This window comes from Rathayibacter sp. PhB152 (genome assembly GCF_003751395.1).
Taxonomy (GTDB): Bacteria; Actinomycetota; Actinomycetes; order Actinomycetales; family Microbacteriaceae; genus Rathayibacter; species Rathayibacter festucae.
The window spans coordinates 140,998-159,445 of sequence record NZ_RJUT01000003.1 but is presented as its reverse complement, the minus strand read 5'-3'; the positions used below and the strand labels follow the sequence as shown (position 1 = coordinate 159,445).

The window sequence follows — 18,448 nt, the reverse complement described above, 5'->3', positions numbered from 1 at the left end:
ATCTGCTCTTCTTCCACGTCCGTCAGCTCCGATCCGTCGTGATCGAGCTGAAGAAGGGCGCGATGGAGCCGTCCCTCTCTGGGCAGCTCGGGTCTCCCTCGCGCTCGTCGACGACCGGCTCCGCGGCGACGTGCCGCACCGGCGGACGGTGGGATTCTCATCCGCGGTGGCCGTCGCCACCTGCACTCACGAACCCCGGCCGACGGAGGAAGACCGAGCAGTCGACGTCAGAGCCGGCTTCATCGCGGCGAGCCGACCGACTGACACCGCCGCCGCCGGTACGCCTTCCATCAAGTGCCGATATTCGACGTCATGTCAGTTCGTCCCTCGACCTCTGCGTATCCGTCGTTGGTTGCGTCGATCTTCACGGCTATCGGCTGGTCGATGCAATTCGTGCGTTGATCCTCGTCGGCGCCTCTGCTCCACGGCGTTCCGTTCGATACCTTCGATCGCCATTTTGCTTGTCTTTGATCAGCGGCCGACAAGAGGTGAAAACCGAACAGGTGAACCATGTTCGTGGTACTGTCGGCCCGATCGATCCGTGAGGGATCGACAGAGCCGAAAAGGATCAACGATGTTCCCGTGGAAAAGAGCCGCAGTGGCGGCGCTCACAGTCGGCACGCTCGTGGCAGGACTCACCGCGTGCGCGGACGGAGCCGACTCGTCCGCCGGCGGCTCCTCGACGCTGACCCTGGGCCTGCTCGGCCCGGCGACCACCTTCGCGGCGGCGGACGCCTCCTGGGCGAACGAGACGCCGTACCTGCAGGCCGTCTACGACACCGTCCTCCGGGCCGAGCCCGACGGAACGGTCATCCCGGGCCTCGCGACCGCGTGGAGCTACAACGAGGACAACACCACGCTGACGCTCACCCTGCGAGACGACGTCACGTTCACCGACGGCACCGCGATGACCGCCGAGGTCGTCGGGCAGAACCTCCTCCGCTTCCGCGACGGGACCTCCCCGAACAGCTCCCGCCTGAGCTCCGTGCAGGACGTCTCCGCCGTCGACGACACCACCCTCGACGTGACCCTCAGCCAGCCGGATCCCGCACTGCTCGGCTACCTCACCCAGAACGCCGGGCTCGTCGAGAGCCCGTCCGCCTTCGACGCGGCCGATGCGCAGACGAAGCCCGTCGGCTCGGGCCCGTACGTCCTCGACGACGCCGCGACCGTGGTCGGCTCGAGCTACGTGTTCACGAAGAACCCGGACTACTGGGACCCGGAGTCGGTGCACTACGACACCCTGCACTTGAACGTGTACACGGATCCGATCGCCCTGCTGAGCGCGATCAAGGGCGGGCAGGTCAACGCCAGCCAGACCCTCGACGACAAGACGCTCCCCGAGATCGAGGCCGCGGGGTTCACTCTGAACACCCTCGAGCTCGACTGGACCGGTCTCATCCTGTTCGATCGCGCCGGCGCGCAGACGCCCGCACTCGCCGATGTCCGCGTGCGTCAGGCCATCAACTACGCCTTCGACAAGGAGGCGCTGCTGAAGACCGTCGGGCAGGGCCGCGGCACCGTCACGTCGCAGGTCTTCCCCGAGAACTCCGCCGGCTTCGTCCCGGAGCTCGAGGACGCCTACCCCTACGACCCCGCGAAGGCGAAGGAGCTCCTCGCCGAGGCCGGCTACTCGGACGGTCTGACCATCTCGATGCCGTCGACCGCCGCACTCGGAACCTCGCTGTGGACGCTGATCGAGCAGCAGCTGAAGGACGTCGGCATCACCGTGCAGAACACGGACACGGGGAACAACTTCGTCGCCGACCTCCTCGCCGCGAAGTACTCGGCCTCGTGGATGCGCCTCCAGCAGGACCCCGACTGGGCGCTCATCAACTTCCAGCTCGCTCCGGACGCCGCCTGGAACCCGTTCAAGTACGACGACCCCGCCGCCGACGCGCTGATCGAGACGATCCGGACGGCGTCGGGGGACGACTACGACACCGCTCTCCAGGAGCTCAACACGTACGTCGTCAACCAGGCCTGGTTCGCGCCCTGGTACCGGCCGCAGTCGATCTTCGTGACCGACGCCGCCACCACGGTGGAGGTCCAGGCGGGCAACTCCTACCCGTCGCTGTGGAACATCCAGCCGAAGTAGCCCGCAGCGTGCCCACCGGAGAGATCAGGACATCCGCATGACAGACACATCAGCTCACCGCCCGCGGGTGACCGCCACCGGTCTCGAGGTGGAGGGGAAGCCCTTCACTGTCCTCGGCGCCGAGATCCACAACTCGAGCTCGAGCACGTCGGAGGCGATCAGCCGGTCGTTCGCGCGGGTGCGGGAGCTCGGCGCGAACACCGTCCTCGCTCCCGTCGCCTGGGACCTGTTCGAGCCGGAGGAGAACGTCTTCGACACCACGCTCGTGCTCGCCATGCTCGAGGCGGCATCCGCGCACGACCTGCGGCTGATCCCCCTCTGGTTCGGATCCTGGAAGAACGGCCAGTCCAGCTACGTGCCGGCCTGGGTCAAACAGGACGGCGCGCGCTTCACTCGCGCCGAGTCGACGAGAGGCCGCCTCGAGCACCTCTCCCCCTTCTGCCTGCAGTCGAGATCCGCGGACGCCCATGCCTTCGCTCAGCTGATGGCCTGCCTGGCCACGGCGGACACCCGGGGCACGGTCGTCATGGTCCAGGTCGAGAACGAGGTCGGACTACTCGGAGACTCGCGGGATTGCAGCCCGCTCGCCGACGCCGCGTGGGAGTCGGCGGTGCCGGTTTCCGTCGTGGCGGCGATCGCCGATGCCCCCGGAACCCCTGTTCACGCCGACTGGCTGGACCGAGGCTCGCCCTCCCAGGGCTCGTGGGCCGAGCTCTTCGGCGACACCCTGCAGGCCCACGAGGCCTTCATGGCGCACGCCTACGCGGGCTACATCGAGACGGTCGCGGCGGCCGGCCGGCAGGAGCACGACGTCCCGCTCTTCGTCAACGCCTGGCTGGACAACTCCGTCGAGGACTCGCTGACGCCGGTGCCGGCCGAAGGCGCGCCGGTGCCCGACGACTCCGCGGAGGACGACTCGGACGTCGCGTTCGCCGGCGGGGCCGTTCCGGGCTCCTTCCCCAGCGGAGGTCCGCTGCCGCGAGTCGCGTCGATCTGGCGCTCGCTCGCGCCCACCGTCGACATCCTCGCGCCCGACTACTACTTCGGCGACGCGGACGGGATCTTCCGCGCCTTCGCATCGGCGGGCGGTCACCTCCTGATACCGGAGATGCGCAGGTCGGCCCTCGGCGTGGGCCACATGTTCCTCGCGCTCGGCGAGCACGGGGCGATCGGGGTCTCGCCCTTCGGCGTCGACTCGATCGAGCGGGACGGGGCCGACGAGCCGTCCCTCGCCGACGGCTACGCACTCCTCGCGCATGCGGTCTCGCTGCGCGACGAGTCGCCGTCGAACGAGACCTGGGCGTTCCTGCTGACCGAGGAACGGCACGAGGCGTCCTTCACGCTGGGGTCGTACGTGGTGACGGTGACGAGCAAGGACCGGTTCGGTCTCTTCGAACCGGCGTGGCCGGCGTACGGGATGCTGATCCACGAGTCCGACGGACGCCTCATCGCGGTCGGCCGAGGATTCACGCTGTCGTTCTCCGTCGCCGACCGGGACGGCGTCACGGCCGGCATCCTGTCCGCGGACGAACTGCGGCGAGAAGCCTCCGGCGAGACGGTCGTCTCGCGGCGGTGGAACGGCGACGAGACCGCCTCCGGACACGCCGTGCGGCTGCCGCCGCTGACCCCGGCGGCGCCGAAGAGCTTCCCCATCCCCCTGATGTCGACGAGCACCGGGGTAGTGCGGGTGCGGCTGTACACGTACTAGCCGCCGCCTCGTGAGAACTCTCCGCCGCGGTCGGGCCGCCGGCCGCGGCGGTCCTGCCCTCGTCAGCCCTCGGTCGGCGCCTCCGGGAGCAGTCGGGCGAAGAGGTCCCCCATCGCCCCCTCCATGTCGCGCGTCGGATCGATCAGCCACTGCAGCTGCAGTCCGTCCCAGGCCGCGGTCACGATCTCGGCGAGTCGCTCGACGTCGTGCGCGGCGTCGATCCGGCCCCGGTCCTGGTCGATGCGCAGCGCGCGGACGTACGCGTCGATCGTCGTCCGGTACCGGTCGACGAACCACTGGTGCGCCGGGTGGTCCTTCGACGACGCCTCGGCGGCGAGCATCGCGAGGATGCGCAGCAGCTCCGGTCGCTCCAGGTTGAACCGGACGAGGCGCATCGAGGTGATGACGAGACCGCGCTCCCGGCAATCGCTCTCGAACGAGGCGAGCCCTGTCTCGTTCGCCCGCTCCAGCACCGCTTCGAGCAGGAGGTACTTCGATCCGAAGTGGTGCACGATGCTCGTCAGACTGAGGTCGAGCTCCCGCGCGATGTCGCGGAGGGAGCCGCCGTGGTAGCCCCGGGCCGCGAACACGGTGGTCGCGGCGTCGATGATCTCCTGCCGACGCTGAGCGGTCTTCGCGTAGGGGCCCCGCGTGCGGGCGCGCTCGGTCTGCTCCATCCGCCCAACCTAGCCGCCCCGCCCCTCACCACTCCGCACCCTGCACCACTCCTCGAAAGGACCCCATGCAGCACCTCACCGACTCCGTCCTGTTCGGCGCGGCGTACTACCACGAGTACCAGCCCTCCCCGCGGCTCGAGGAGGACATGCGACTCATGCAGGAGGCCGGCTTCACCGTCATCCGGGTGGGCGAGTCCGTCTGGTCGACGTGGGAGCCCGAGAACGGGGTCTTCGACCTCGACTGGCTCCAGCCCGTCCTCGACGCCGCCCACGCCCACGGCATCGGGGTGATCCTCGGCACGCCCACCTACGCGATCCCGATGTGGCTCGCGCGGGAGGCGCCCGAGATCAACATCGAGCTCGAGACCGGCAGGCGGATGGGCTGGGGGATGCGGCAGGAGATCAACCACCTCCACCCCGCCTTCCTCTTCCACGCCGAGCGCCTCATCCGGAGGATCATCGCCCGCTACGTCGATCACCCCGCGGTCATCGGCTACCAGGTCGACAACGAGCCCGGAGCGCACATCATCCTGAACGACCAGGTCTTCCAGCGCTTCGTCGACCATCTGCGGCACACCTACGGCACCGTCGAGAAGCTCAACGAGGAGTGGGGCCTCACCTACTGGTCGCACCTGCTCACCACCTGGGCCGATCTGTGGCGTCCGGACCTGAACCACCAGCCGCAGTACGAGCTCGCCTGGCGCCGCTTCCAGGGACGGATCACCACCGGCTTCCTCTCCTGGCAGGCGGACGTGGTGCGCGAGTACGCGCGGGAGGACCAGTTCGTCACCACCTGCATCTCCTACGACCGCCCGGCCGCCGCCGAGGAGGATCTCGGCGCCGACATGGACGTCACCGCCGGCAACCCCTACTACCGCATGCAGGACGCTCTCGCGCTGCCCGCCCTCGAGCAGCCCGAGCAGTCGTGGATCAGCTCCGGCGCGTGGGCGCTGATGCACTCCGCCGACCGGATGCACGGCACGAAGCAGGCACCGTTCCTCGTCACCGAGACCAACCCGCAGGCGATCGGCCCCTCCTGGGTGAACGAGCCCGCCTTCCGGGGGCAGTACCGTCAGGCGGCCTGGGCGCTGGTCGCGCGCGGCGCAACCATGATCGAGTACTGGCACTGGCACACGCTGCACTGCGGCACCGAGACCTACTGGGGCGGGGTCCTCCCCCACAGCCAGGAGCCCGGCCGCGTCTACCGGGAGCTCGCAGCGCTCGGCGCGGAGTTCAGGACGGCAGGGGACCGCGTCACCGAGCTCACCCCGCACACCGATGTCGAGATCCTCTGGTCGACCGAGAGCAAGTGGGCGCAGAACGGCGAGCCGTCGCTGGGCATCGGGACGACACCGGACCGGCGCTCGTACCACACCGTCGTCGACGCGTTCGCGCGCGGGACCTTCGACGCCGGCCTGCAGAGCGGCATCGTGCACGCCCACCAGCTCGCCGAGACCACCCCGGAAGCGTACGCGGCCGAGCACGCCGTGCTCGTGGCGGCGGCGTTCACGATCGCCGACAACGCTCAGCTGCAGTGGCTGGAGCGGTACGCCGCCGCCGGCGGACACCTCGTCGTCGGCATCCGCACCGGCTACGAGGACCAGGAGCAGCGCGCGCGCCTCGAGCGCAAGCCCGCGCACCTCACCGACGCAGCAGGCGTCTGGTACGACGAGTTCAGCAGTCTGCAGACGCCCCTCCCGCTCGTCCGGGGACCGGGAGCCGCGGAGACCGGCTTCCCCGAACTCCCCGAAGGCGCACGGGCGACACGCTGGGCAGACGGACTCGAGGTCGACGACGCCGAGGTGCTCCTGCGCTACGACCACCCGCACTTCGGCCAGTGGGCGGCGGTCACGACCCGCGCCCACGGCTCCGGCCGCGTGACCTACGTGGGCACCGTGCCCGACCCGGAGCTCGCCGCCGCGCTGATGGACTGGGCCGTCGACGTCGGCGCCGGCACCCCGTCCTGGCGACCGAGCGGACCCACCCAGTCCGTGCACTCCGCGCTCAATCGGCACGGCGAGACCGTCCACGTGATCCACAACTGGGCCTGGGAGCCGAGCACCTTCACCCTCCCCCGCAGCGCCCAGGACATCCTCTCCGGCGAGGACCTCGCCGAAGGTACGACGCTGCGACTGGGGGCGTGGGACGTGCGGGTGGTGGCCATCACCTGATCGCCCGGCGCTGACGGCGGCGGGTCTCGAAACGCCCTTCCGGGGCTGCTCGACCAGCAGGAGGTGGCCGCGGGCGGGCCGCTGTCCCTGCTGATCGAATAGCCCGCGCAGCAGGCGTGTCGTCTCGAGATCGTCGACCGCTCAGAGCATCGCGACGAGCCTGCCGACGACCTCTCCGCGCTCGAGCCGCCCGAGCCCGTCCGCGATCTCGTCGAACGTGACGTGCGTCACGCGGGAGCTGAGCTTGCCTTCGGCGACGAGGTCGAGGACGGCGGCGCAGTCCTCGTTCGTGCCGGCCACGGACCCGAGGAGGTCGACGCCCTTGAGGACCAGCTGCAGGAGAGGGATCGTGCCCTCCGCGACGCCCAGGCCGACCTGGACGACGCGCCCGCCGGGCTTCACCGCGAGGATCGCGCCGGCGGTGGTCGTGCCGAAGCCGGCGTAGTCGATGATCACGTCGAGACCCTGATCGGCGAAGTCGGCGATGTCGGTGGAGACTCCGGCGACGCCGAGGCTGCGGGCGAAGTCGTGAACCGCCTCGTTCTTCTCGGCCACATACACCTCGGCTCCGACGGCCAGGGCGGCCTGCGCGCCGAGCGACCCGAGTCCGCCGAAGCCGATGACGCCGACCTTCGTGCCTGTTGTGACTCCTCCGCGGGTGATCACCGCGTGGTACGAGGTCATGCCCGCGTCGGTGGCGGCCGCGGCCTGATCCCAGTCGACGCCGTCCGGGAGCGCGACGACGAAGGCGGCCGGCGTGGCGACCTTCGCGGCGAACCCGCCGTCGAGGGTGGTGCCTGCTCCCTCGACCTTCGCGGGGACGACGACGCGGTCGCCGACCGCGAACGTGCCGACGTTCTCCCCGACGGCGGAGACGATGCCGGCGATCTCGTGGCCGAGAGTGATCGGACGGAACGCGAGGATCGGGGAGAGCGTGCCGTCGAGGTAGCCGACGTCGCTGTGGCACAGGCCCGCCGCCTTGACGTCGATGACGACGTCGTCGGGTCCGGGCGTGGGCTCCGGGACGTCATTGAGGGTGAGGGGCTTGTCGTTGTCGACGAACTGCCATGCCTTCATGAGGGTGTTCCTTTCGGCGCCGTTGCCGGTCGGACGGCGTGGTCGCGTCGGCCGGTTCCTGGTCGTCATCAGTGGGATCGCGCGGATGCACGACCGGCTCGTCGAGCCGCTTCCACTTTACGGGGCTCGGTGCCGAAAAGGGGCTGAGATGCCACGGACCTCAGTCGACGAGCAGGGACTCCACGGCCTCGCACAGGCGCAGCAGCTCGGCGTCGAGCCGCGCCAGGAGCGCTTCGGGGGCGACGGGATCGCGCACCCCGTCCCGGAGGACGGCCAGCATCGTCGCCTGCATCGCGGAGCCGACCGCCGCCTGCGCGGGCGTCGGGTGCTCGCGACCGGAGGACAGCCGCAGGTGCTCGGTCACGATCTCCGCCCACGCCGACCAGCGGACGGACTCCTCGGAGCGGAGCTCCGGCGAGGTGTCGAGCAGCTCGAAGCGCCGGAGGGACACTCCCCCGGAGTCCAGGTCCGCGCGGAGATTGTCGACGACGGCGAGCCGGACAGTGGTCAGGCCCGCCGAGCCGCCCTCAGCGAGGCGGGCGCGGAGGCGGTCGGTGTGGGCGTCGAAGTCGGTCCAGACGATCTCCGCCTTCGAGGAGAAGTAGCGGAAGAAACTGGTCTTGCTGATCCCCGCACCCTCGGCGATCATCGCGACGGTCGTCCCCGAGTAGCCGTGCTCGAAGAACAGCTCGACGGCGACCTCGGCGACCGCCGACCGCGAGGACGCGGGTGGTCGTCCACGCAACGCGACCTGGGGCATCCCGTCAGCGTAGGCGACCCCGGGGTGCTACTCGGAGGCGCTCGGCGTCATCCGCTCGCGGTTCTCGGTCGCCCACTCCCGCAGCGAGGTGGAGGGGCGTCCGGTGACGAACTGGACGTCGTCGCGGACCGTGCCGATGTAGCCCATCCGTCCGTCGAGGACCTGCCGGTTGAACTCCACGCCGGCCTCCGCGTACCAGGACTCGACGGTCGCGCCGCGGGCGGCGAGCGACGCGAGGAAGTCGTCCGGGCCGCGCAGGTCGCAGCGGATCTCCCGGTCGAGGACCTCGGAGAAGACGGCGGCTACCTCGGGCCCGGAGGCGACCTCGGTGGAGAGCCAGTACTCCTTGCCGCTGTGCCGGGAGGGACCCTGCCGCAGGACCGTCGCGGCGACGGCGGCGATGTCGCGGGCGGCGATCCAGCCGACGCGGCGGTCGCCCCAGAAGACCGAGAGCGTGTCGTCGCCGGCGGTGATCATCGACGCCAGGCCGTCCATGAAGACGTTGGGGTGCAGGTGCGTCCACTGCAGGCCGCTGCCCTCGATGTAGCGCTCGATCATCTGGTGCCAGACGAAGTGCGGATCGGTGACGTCCCAGTTCGCGAACACGCCCTGGTGCACGACGTGGCTCACTCCCGCCTTCACGGCGGCGTCGACGAGCGTCTTGCTCTGGGCGAGCATGGCGACCGTGTAGCCGGTCAGGAGGTAGACGCGGTCCACGCCGTGCAGGGCGTGGGCGAAGGTGCTCGGGTCGTCGAGATCGAGGCGGACCGCGTCCCGTCCGGCGGTGCGCAGCTCCTCCACCTGCTCGGCCCTGCGAGCGGCGTAGCGGACCCGGACGCCTCCGGGCTCGCGATCGAACTCGTCGGCGATGAGGGAGCCGACCAGGCCGGTGGTCCCGAGAACGAGCACCAGGGGGCTCACCGGGTCGGTCTGTGCGGAGGTGTTCATGGTGTCCTTCACTCGGTTCACAGCAGTGTCAAGAGTCGTCGGGTCGGAGTTCAGTTGGCCGAGCGGGCCGGCGTCCGGGTCTCGTCGTACGTCGGGTAGTCGGTGTACCCGACCGATCCCTGGTCGTAGAGCGTCGTGAAGTCGACCACGTTCTCGGCGAGTCCCTCGCTCCAGCGGCGGACGAGATCGGGGTTCGCGATGACGGCCCGGCCGACGACGATCGCGTCCGCCAGATCGTCCGCCATCATGCCGATCGCCTCGTCGCGCGTGGTCGGCTCGGCGAAGCCGGTGTTCACGAGGAACGGCCCGCCGAAGCGGGAACGGAGCCCCTGCACCAGGGCGCCGGCCGGCTCGGGGTGCAGCACGCTGACGAAGGCCAGGCCGAGCGGGGCGAGGGCGTCCATCAGGCCGCCGTAGACGGCCTCGACGTCGGCCGGGTCGTCCTCGATCAGGTCCTGGATGTTCCGCTCGGGCGAGATGCGGATCCCGACACGGCCGGCTCCGATCTGCGCGACGACGGCCCGGGCGACCTCGACGACGAAGCGGATGCGGTTCTCGGGGCTTCCGCCGTAGGCATCGGTGCGGATGTTGGAGGTGGCACCGAGGAACTCGTGCAGCAGGTAGCCGTTGGCGGCGTGCAGCTCCACGCCGTCGAAGCCGGCGTCGATCGCGTTCTGCGAGCCGCGGACGAAGTCCTCGACGACGCCGGGCAGCTCGTCCGCGGTGAGGGCGCGGGGGACCTCGTAGGCGACCTTCGTCCCACCCGCGCGGGTCTCGCCGTCGATCGCGAGCGCGCTCGGCGCCTCCACGGGGAGCCCGGAGACGGCCGAGTGACCGGCGCGCCCGCCGTGCATGACCTGGGCGACGATCAGCCCTCCGCCGGCGTGCACCGCGTCGGTGACGCTGCGCCAGCCGGCGAGCTGCTCGTCGGTGACGAGGCCGGGCTGGCCGTCGAAGGCCTTCCCGGCGAGGCTCGGGAAGGTGCCCTCGCTGATGATGAGGCCGACGCTCGCGCGCTGGGCGTAGTGCTCGACCATGTGCTGGTTCGGGACGCCGTCGGCGGCAGCGCGGCTGCGGGTCAGGGGCGCCATGACGATCCGGTTGGCCAGTGAGAGGTCGCCGGCGGTGAGGGGGGAGAAGAGGGAAGGCACGTGCAGAAGTCCGTTCGTCGGGGGGGGTGGAGGAGAGGCGTAATGGGGGGGGTCTGCGATCAGGAGGAGAGGCGCGGGTCGATCCCGTACTGGGCAGGGACGCCGAGGTTCTCCCGCAGCGTGGCGCCGGGATACTCCGTCGGGTAGAGCCCGCGCTGCTGGAGGAGGGGGACGACCTCGTCGACGAACGCGTCGACGCCGTCCTCGTACACGTCGGGCGAGATCCAGAAGCCGTCGACCGCGCCGGCCTCCAGCCACTCCTGGATGTGGTCGGCGTGCAGGGCGCCGGGACCGACGACGGTCGGGTGGAAGTCGATCACGCCGTGTGCCAGGACGTCGCGCGGGGACCAGCCCTGCCGTGCGACGTCGAGGGCGATGCCGGAGCGCGGATCGGCCGGAGACGGCCGGGCCGCCGCGAGCTCGCGTTCGGACAGCGGCTCGTCGATCTGGTCGGGCGAGAGCGGCACGCCGATCATCGCGCCGAGGTGCGACAGGCGCGCCTCGATCACGTCGCCGGCCAGGGCGATCCGCCGATCGAGCCCCTCGCGTACGGTCGGCGTGACGGTCGTCATCAGTCCCGCGAAGTACTTGACCTCGTCAGGGTCGCGGCCGGCGTCCCGAGCGGCTCGACGCACGATCTCCCGCTGCGCGCGCGCCTCCTCGATGGTCCAGACCTCGGCGATGAAGCCGCTGGCGTAGCGTCCGGCGATCGACAGCAGGTGCGGGCTCGGGCCGCCCGAGGTGAACACCACGGGCTGGCCCTGCTCGGACGGCGGGATCGCGAGCGGCCCGCGGGAGGCGACGTGCTGCCCCTGCAGATTGATCGGCCGCAGCTTGGCCGGGTCGATGAAGCGATTCCCGGGCTGGTCCTTGATCCAGGCGTCCTGCTCCCAGCTCCCCCAGAGAGCCTGGGTGATCTGGATAGCCTCGTGCGCGCGCTCGTACCGCTCGTTGCGCTCCGCGACCGGCCGGCCGTAGTTCGCCGCGACCGCCGGGTCGCTCGTCGTCACGGCGTTCCAGCCGGCCCTGCCGTGGCTGATCACATCGAGCGCCTTGAACTGCCGGGCGAGGTTGAACGGCTCCTGGAACGTGGTCGACCCGGTCGCGACGAAGCCGATCCGCTCGGTCGCGCGCGCGATGGCGGTGAGCGAGACGATCGGATCGAGGACGTTGCTGATCGTCGAGTGCTCGAGGTCCCCGCGCACGGCCGGGAAGTCGGGCGTGAAGAGGAAGGCGAACAGGCCTCGCTCCGCCGCTTGCGCGTACCGGATGCTCACGTCGATGTCGGCGTAGGCACCCGGGTCGGTGCCCGGTGCGCGCCAAGCGCCGTGGAGGTTGCCGTATCCGTCCGTCAGGGTCATCCCGAGGAGGACGTCGCGCCCGGTCATGCGAGCGCTCGCGGCTTGACGAGGACGATGAGGACGCTGCCCACGAGGACGGCGATGCCGCCTGCGATCAGGGCCGTTTGCACTCCGGCGCCGTCGACGAGGACTCCGCCGACAAGGGCGCCGAGAGCCACCGCGAGTTGGAACACGGCGGTCTGCAGGCCGCCCACGCTCTCCAGCCGTTCGGGCTCGGCGCGTGCCAGCCAGGTGGAGACGACGACGGGCAGAGCGCCGAAGCCCGCTCCCCAGAGCACGACGGTCGTGAAGATCCCTGGGGCCCCCGCATCCAGTGCCGCGAACAGGATCATGGCCGCGCCGAGCACGAACGGGATGATGAACACGGCGAGGTGAAGCGACCGGTCGGCCAGCGGGCCCGCGACCAGATTGCCCAGCACGATGCCGATGCCGTAGGCGAGCAGCAGCAGGGCGAGCTGCTCGGGGGTGAGGCCGCCGATCTGCGTCGCTGCGGGTCGGATGTAGGTGAAGCCGGCGAAGTGGCCGGCACCCATGAGGGCTGTGGCCGTCATGCCCAGCACGATGAGGCGGGACCGCAAGGTCTGGAACAGCGGACGGAATCCGGCCGACTGGGCGCTTCGGATCGAGGGAAGGGCGACGAACTGCAGGGCCATGGCGATGATCCCGACGGCGGCTGCGAGGAAGAAAACGGCTCGCCAGCCCCACAGCTCGCCGAGGAAGGTGCCTAACGGGACCGCTGCGACGGTCGCCAGGGAGACCCCGACCTGGACGACGGTCAACCCGAGGCCGAGTTTCGCTGCCGGGACGAGCCGGGAGGTCAAGGAGATGGACAGCGACCAGAAGCCGCCGATGGCGATCCCGAGGAGCACTCGTGCCAGAAGGAGCACGGGGTAGTTCGGAGCGAGGGCGACGAGGATGTTCGAGAGGGCCGCGACGATCGAGAGGGCGATCATCAGGTGTCGTCGATCGACGCGAGAGAACAGGACGGGTACGAGTAGCCCCGCGACCGCGGCGATCACGGCGGTGATGCTGACGGATTGCCCGGCCACTCCTTCCGTGACGCCGAGTTCCCCGGCCATCGGGGACAGCAGGCTCGCGGGCAGGAACTCTGCCATGACGAGGGCGAAGACGCCCACGCTCAGCGAGACGACTCCGATCCACGATGTCGTCTTCGGCGGCTGCACGTCGTCAGCTCGTGGATCACCGGGCGATGAGGTCGTCGCCAAGGGCAGGTTGGGGGTGGTCACGTGTGTTCCGTTCTAGCTTCTCGGGAGTGTTCGGTCGAGGTCGGACGAGGGACGTCAGCTGTAGCAGGCGCGGTTCAGCGCGACGAGGAAGGGGCCGTCGATCCTGGCTCCTGAGCGGGCGTACTGCCCGATGACGTCCATGGCGAGGTCGCGGCGCTGAGGAACGCGCTCCTTCTGGGCGGCGGCCAGCCACTTCGGCATCTCGTCGCGCGTGCGGTCGGTGCAGTAGACGGGTGCGCCGGGCTGTTGGCGCCACGACTCCGCGAGGACACCCGCGTCGACGGCGTCGAAGCCGGTGTCCTCGACGAGCCGCATGGCGACGGCGCGATCCTCGTCGCGGTCGGCCGCCACGGGGACGGCCACGCGAGCAGGATCACCGGGCTCCGTGGCCTTCGCGTCGAAGGACTGCGACGTGATGGCGTTCCACGCCTTCGCGACAGGACGGCCGAACAACCCAGACAGCCACACGCTCTCGGGGACACCGTCTTCGAACTCCCGCACCGAGCCGTCGCGCATCGGGTAGTAGTTGGAGGTGTCGATGACGACCGCTCCTTCCGGCGCCGATCGGACGTACTCGGCGATGTCGGCGTTGCGATTCATCGGCACCGACACGATCAGGACGTCCACGCCCTGAGCGGCGTCGGCGGCCGTCAGGGCCCGAGCTCCCGTGCGCAGGGCTGCGTCATCGATGGTCTCGGGACCGCGCGAGTTCGCGATGAGGACGTCGTGTCCTCGACGGCTGAGGCGACGTGCGATGGTGGAGCCGATGGACCCGGCACCGATGATCCCGATCGTGAGGTGTTCTTCTTCTCGTGCGACAGACATGCCACTAGCATGAACATTGCCATTAGTGTGAAGGTCAAGCCCGAGGAGGACTCTTGCGCATCGGTGAACTGTCCAAGCGGACGGGCGTCGCGCCTCGGATGCTCCGGTACTACGAAGAGCAGAACCTGATCACCCCGAGGAGACTCGACAACGGGTACCGGGAGTACGACGACTACCTCATTGACCGGGTCCGCAAGATCAGGGGCTTGATCGACGCGGGCGTCCCCACCCGGATCGTCACCAACATTCTCCCCTGCCTCGGGCAGCCCCAGACGATCGTTGTTGAGAACGCCGACCCCGCTCTCTACGAACTGCTCGAGACCGAACGCGATCGGATGAACGAGAAGATCGCCTTCCTGACTCAGAACCGGGACGCGCTCAGCAGCTATCTCCAGGCTCTCGAGCTCGCCGGCCTCCAGATCCCGACGAGCAAGGCGAGTTGAACGGGCATTTCTGGTCGAAAGAAGACTTGACCTTCTCACTAGTGAGAATGTTGAGACTGGGTGGCGAGCTCTTCGACGTCGCAGTGCTCTGCTCGGGTGGTGTTCCTAGAACGTCGCCGGGGCTGTTCATTCGCACGAGCCTCGGAGCCAGCAGCTATGACCACTGACGTCCACTTCACCCCCGACACCGACTCCATCAGGGTCGTCCCCGACAAGGTGACCCCGGGAGCAGACAAGCGGCTCTCGCCCGGTGAGGTCCTGACGATCTCGGTCCTGGTGTTCTCGGCGTTCGTGGCGTTCCTGTCCGAGATGGTGATGGGGGTGGCGCTGCCGCAGGTCATGGCCGACCTCGACATCACGGCGACGACCGGGCAGTGGCTCACCACCGGATATGCCCTCACCCTCGCGGTGATCATCCCCACCACCGGGTACGTCATGGCTCGGTTTCAGCTGCGGACGATCTTCATCGCCAGCGTGGGCATGTTCACCCTCGGCACCGCGATCGCCGCGATCGCCCCGGGGTTCGAGCTCCTCCTCACTGGGCGCATCGTCCAGGCCGTGGGCACGGCGGTCCTGGTCCCGCTGTTGATGACGACGTCGATCGGTCTGGTCGCCCCGTCTCGCCGTGGACAGATGATGGCCCTCGTCACCGCGGTGACAGCCGTCGCGCCGGCGGTCGGCCCGGCGTTCTCCGGCCTGGTGATGTCTCAGCTGGGCTGGAGGTGGCTGTTCATCATCATCCTGCCGCTGTCGGTCCTGGGTCTGGTCATCGGAGCGGTCAAGATGCCCAACCTCACCACGCCCCGACGCGTCAGCTTCGACACCCTGTCCCTGGTGCTCTCCGCGATCGGATTCGGCGCCCTGGTCTACGGCCTCGCCAGCGCCGGTGAAGGCGGCGGGCACATCGCCGCAGCGACCTGGATCGCGCTCCCGCTGGGCGTGCTCGGCATCGCAGCCTTCGTCTGGCGCCAGCTCCGCCTGCAGCGCCGCGGCGCCGCCGTCCTCGACATGCGGATCTTTACCCACGCCTCCTTCATCCGGCCCGTCATTGTGTTCGTCTTCCTCGTGATGGGCGCGTTCAGCCTCGTCACCGTCCTCCCCCTCATGCTCCAGCAGTCCCTCGGGCTCGGCTCGCTGGAGACCGGGCTGCTCATGGTTCCCGGCGGCGCGACGATCGGCATCGTGTCGGTCCTGGTTGGCCGGTACTACGACCGCCTCGGCGCCCGAGGCCTCGCGATACCCGGAATCGCTGTCCTCACCGCCGGATGGTGGTTCATGACGACCTTCACCGAAGACACCTCCGTCTGGGTGATCCTTGCCGTCTTCGTCATCATCTCCGCCGGACAGGCGTTCGCCTGGGTCGCCATCTTCACCATGTCGCTCGGCTCGCTTCCCAGCCATCTCACCGGACACGGCAGCGCCGCACTCAACACCATCCAGCAGCTCGGCGGTGCCGCAGGCCTCGCCGCCCTCATCGGAGTCCTCAGCGCGACCGCCGGCGGCACCGACCCCGCAGATATCGCCGCCGGCGCCCGCGCCGCGTTCACGGTCGGCGCCGTCATGGCCGTCATCGCCCTCGTGCTCGCCCTGTTCCTCCCCCGTCACAAAGAAGTCACCGGATGACCACAGGGGCATCACTCCCACCGACAGCGGGGAGAGTTCGAGCCGATGCTCACGAGGATGACGACATCACATCCCACGGGTCTCGATCACTCGAATACACCTCCTTGAGGACGGCCGACGCGCGATCGAACCCTTCGGAGCGGGCAGGCGACAGCGCGCTATCAGCGCTTCGCTGAGTACCGTTCCTCGGTAGCGGGCCTTGTGCCCGTCTCCGGCAGGGTGAAGTACACCGCGAGCGAGATCGCGACGATCACGATCATGTAGACGGCGACGAGCAGAGGCTGGCCGGCTCCGACCAGCGCCGTGGCGATGAGCGGTGCGGTGCCACCGAAGACGGCGATGACGATCTGGTGGGCGAAGCCGATCCCCGAGACGCGGACCGCGGCGGGGAAGAGCTCGGCCTGGATCGTCGGATAGACCGACTGCCAGATGCCGAGCACGACCCAGCCGGAGGCGGCGACGAGGATGTAGACGCCGAAGCCGGGCTGCTCGAGGAGCAGGAGCAGGGGGAAGAACAGGACGATCATGCCGATCGCACCGACGATGGGGAAGATCCGCCGGCGTCCGAGGCGGTCCGAGAGGTAGCCGCAGACGGGGACGATGATCACGAGCAGCACGAGGCCGATGACGCTGCCGGCGAGCGTCTCGGACAGCGCTCGTCCGGTGGTCAGGTTCGCGTAGGTGGGCAGGAAGGTCGCCCACGTGTAATAGGCCACGGCCGGGGCGGAGAGCGCTGCGGTCTGCAGGAGCGGCTTGCGGTGGTTGCGCAGGAGGTCCTTGAGCGCCGCCAGCGCGGACCGCTGGTCGGTCTCGACGGCCTCGAACTCGGGTGACTCGTCCGAGCGGGCGCGCATCACGAGGCCGACGATGCCGAAGAGCCCGCCGATCAGGAACGGGATCCGCCAGCCCCAGGAGGCCAGATCGTCGGGGGCGAAGGCGGAGGTGACGATCGCCGCGGCGCCGGTCGCGCACAGGGTCGCGAGTCCACTGGCCATGTTCGAGAAGGAGCCGAAGAGCCCGCGACGGTTCGCCGGTGCGTGCTCGACCATGAACGCGATGGCGCTCTGCTGCTCGCTGCCGGCCGAGATCCCCTGCATCACGCGGGCGATGACGAACAGGATCGGGGCGAGGTAGCCGACCGTCTCGAACGGCGGGGTGAGGGCGATGATCAGCGCTCCGAGTGCCATGCCCGAGATGGCGAGGGTGAGGATGCGGCGGCGGCCGTACTTGTCGGCGAGCGGCGAGATGATGATGCCGCTCAAGGGGCGCACGACGAAGCCGATCGCGTAGGTCAGGAGCGCGGCGATCAGGGAGGCGAAGGGCGAGTCGCTGGGGAAGATCTGACCGGAGAACACGGCGGCGAGGAGGCCGTAGATGTACCAGTCGTACCACTCGACGAAGTGGCCGACGGTGCCGGCGAGGAGGTTCTTGGAGCGTCGCCGAGAGGCGCGGGCGTCCTCGACGGACGCGGGGGACGTGGTCGAGCGGGGGGTCGTCATCGAACTCCTTCAGGGAGAGTATGCGGTCTGCGGGGGCGCGCGCGGGCGCGACGATCACCGCCGTCGGCGCGGTGCCGACGGCGGTGACCGGAGGCGACGGTCTAGGTGCCCATTCCGAGGTGGGCGCCGCCGGCGACGTCGAGGCTGACGCCGGTGATGTAGCGGTTCGCGGGGTCGGTGAGGAAGAGCGCGGCGTTCGCCACCTCGTCGGGGCGGGCGAAGCGCTGCATCGGCAGCTGCGCGGCGCGGGCGGCGCGCGCCCGCATCGCCGAGTCCTCGGCGTCGCCCGAGGCGTCGGCGAGCTGTGCCCACATGTTCGTCTCGACGGGGCCGGGAGTGATGGCGTTCACCGAGATCCCGGAGGGGCCGAGGATCTGAGCCATCGACCACATGATGTGCAGCACGGCGATCTTGCTGGCGTTGTAGGGGAGGTAGGTGGTGCGGCCCTCTTTCGCGGCGACGGAGGAGAAGAGGAGCATCGTCCCCTTCGTCCCGCTCGCGAGCATCGCGTTCGCGGTCTCGCGGACGATGGTGAAGGTGCCCGTCGCGTTGATGGTCATGATGCGCTCGAACTCGGCGGTGCTGGTACGCAGCGGGTCCGGCGTCTCTCCCAGCACTCCGGCCGCGTGCACGAGCACGTCGATGCGGCCGTAGGTGGCGACGACGTCGCGGACGACCTCGGCCGTCGCCGTCTCGTCGGTGACGTCGAGGCGGTAGTAGCCGGCCGCGTCCGGGGAGCCGCTGTCGCCGCGGTCGGCTCCGATCGCCGTCGCGCCCTGCGCGACGTAGGCGGCCAGCATGGCGGCGCCGATGCCTCCGTTCGCCCCGGTCACGAGGACGACCTGATCGGCGGCGGTCAC

Annotated in this window: 15 protein-coding genes and 1 pseudogene; 5 read left to right on the top strand and 11 right to left on the bottom strand. The window is 69.7% G+C overall.

The annotated features are described in order from the left end of the window. Window positions 1–290: 290 nt before the first annotated feature. On the bottom strand, window positions 291–512 hold the full coding sequence (locus EDF36_RS21580; protein ID WP_221181621.1) for a hypothetical protein: 222 nt from the start codon (window positions 510–512) through the stop codon (window positions 291–293). An 86-nt stretch (window positions 513–598) separates the two neighbouring features. Between EDF36_RS21580 and EDF36_RS07670 the strand changes: the two genes are divergently transcribed. Beyond that, window positions 599–2,098: an ABC transporter substrate-binding protein gene (locus EDF36_RS07670; RefSeq protein ID WP_260300658.1), complete on the top strand. Its 1,500-nt coding sequence runs from the start codon at window positions 599–601 to the stop codon at window positions 2,096–2,098. Window positions 2,099–2,135: 37 nt separating this feature from the next. Then, window positions 2,136–3,806, top strand: a complete 1,671-nt coding sequence (locus tag EDF36_RS07665; protein WP_123732555.1) for a DUF5597 domain-containing protein — start codon at window positions 2,136–2,138, stop codon at window positions 3,804–3,806. A 62-nt stretch (window positions 3,807–3,868) separates the two neighbouring features. On the opposite strand, the gene EDF36_RS07660 is transcribed toward EDF36_RS07665, so the two are convergent. After that, window positions 3,869–4,483 (bottom strand): TetR/AcrR family transcriptional regulator, encoded by a 615-nt coding sequence (locus EDF36_RS07660; protein WP_123732554.1) that lies wholly within the window; start codon window positions 4,481–4,483, stop codon window positions 3,869–3,871. Window positions 4,484–4,548: 65 nt separating this feature from the next. On the opposite strand from EDF36_RS07660, the gene EDF36_RS07655 reads away from it, so the two are divergent. Beyond that, on the top strand, window positions 4,549–6,654 hold the full coding sequence (locus EDF36_RS07655; protein WP_123732553.1) for a beta-galactosidase: 2,106 nt from the start codon (window positions 4,549–4,551) through the stop codon (window positions 6,652–6,654). A gap of 141 nt (window positions 6,655–6,795) precedes the next feature. Here the strand turns inward: EDF36_RS07655 and EDF36_RS07650 are convergent, their stop codons facing one another. The 7 genes and pseudogenes from EDF36_RS07650 to EDF36_RS07620 all read right to left on the bottom strand — a co-directional run. After that, a complete protein-coding gene (locus tag EDF36_RS07650; protein ID WP_123732552.1) occupies window positions 6,796–7,731 on the bottom strand; it encodes a zinc-binding dehydrogenase in 936 nt (311 codons plus the stop codon). Between the two features lie 160 nt (window positions 7,732–7,891). Continuing rightward, a complete protein-coding gene (locus EDF36_RS07645; RefSeq protein WP_123732551.1) occupies window positions 7,892–8,491 on the bottom strand; it encodes a TetR family transcriptional regulator in 600 nt (199 codons plus the stop codon). A gap of 27 nt (window positions 8,492–8,518) precedes the next feature. Continuing rightward, window positions 8,519–9,439 (bottom strand): NmrA family NAD(P)-binding protein, encoded by a 921-nt coding sequence (locus EDF36_RS07640; protein ID WP_123732550.1) that lies wholly within the window; start codon window positions 9,437–9,439, stop codon window positions 8,519–8,521. Between the two features lie 50 nt (window positions 9,440–9,489). Beyond that, window positions 9,490–10,530: an alkene reductase gene (locus EDF36_RS07635; protein ID WP_397459895.1), complete on the bottom strand. Its 1,041-nt coding sequence runs from the start codon at window positions 10,528–10,530 to the stop codon at window positions 9,490–9,492. A 119-nt stretch (window positions 10,531–10,649) separates the two neighbouring features. Next, entirely contained in the window at window positions 10,650–11,978 is a 1,329-nt protein-coding gene (locus EDF36_RS07630) for an NtaA/DmoA family FMN-dependent monooxygenase (protein WP_123732548.1), read from the bottom strand. Beyond that, entirely contained in the window at window positions 11,975–13,135 is a 1,161-nt protein-coding gene (locus EDF36_RS07625) for an MFS transporter (protein WP_123732547.1), read from the bottom strand. Before EDF36_RS07625 ends, EDF36_RS07630 begins: the two co-directional genes overlap by 4 nt. Window positions 13,136–13,252: 117 nt before the next feature. Continuing rightward, window positions 13,253–14,029: pseudogene (locus EDF36_RS07620) on the bottom strand (NADPH-dependent F420 reductase); the annotation flags it as partial. A 47-nt stretch (window positions 14,030–14,076) separates the two neighbouring features. Here EDF36_RS07620 and EDF36_RS07615 point away from each other — a divergent pair. Continuing rightward, a complete protein-coding gene (locus EDF36_RS07615) occupies window positions 14,077–14,466 on the top strand; it encodes a MerR family transcriptional regulator (RefSeq protein WP_123732545.1) in 390 nt (129 codons plus the stop codon). 156 nt (window positions 14,467–14,622) lie between these two features. Beyond that, window positions 14,623–16,089: a DHA2 family efflux MFS transporter permease subunit gene (locus EDF36_RS07610; protein ID WP_123732544.1), complete on the top strand. Its 1,467-nt coding sequence runs from the start codon at window positions 14,623–14,625 to the stop codon at window positions 16,087–16,089. A gap of 161 nt (window positions 16,090–16,250) precedes the next feature. Here the strand turns inward: EDF36_RS07610 and EDF36_RS07605 are convergent, their stop codons facing one another. Together EDF36_RS07605 and EDF36_RS07600 are read right to left on the bottom strand one after the other, a co-directional pair. Further along, window positions 16,251–17,588, bottom strand: a complete 1,338-nt coding sequence (locus tag EDF36_RS07605; RefSeq protein WP_123732543.1) for an MFS transporter — start codon at window positions 17,586–17,588, stop codon at window positions 16,251–16,253. 101 nt (window positions 17,589–17,689) lie between these two features. Then, window positions 17,690–18,448, bottom strand: a complete 759-nt coding sequence (locus tag EDF36_RS07600; protein WP_123732542.1) for an SDR family NAD(P)-dependent oxidoreductase — start codon at window positions 18,446–18,448, stop codon at window positions 17,690–17,692.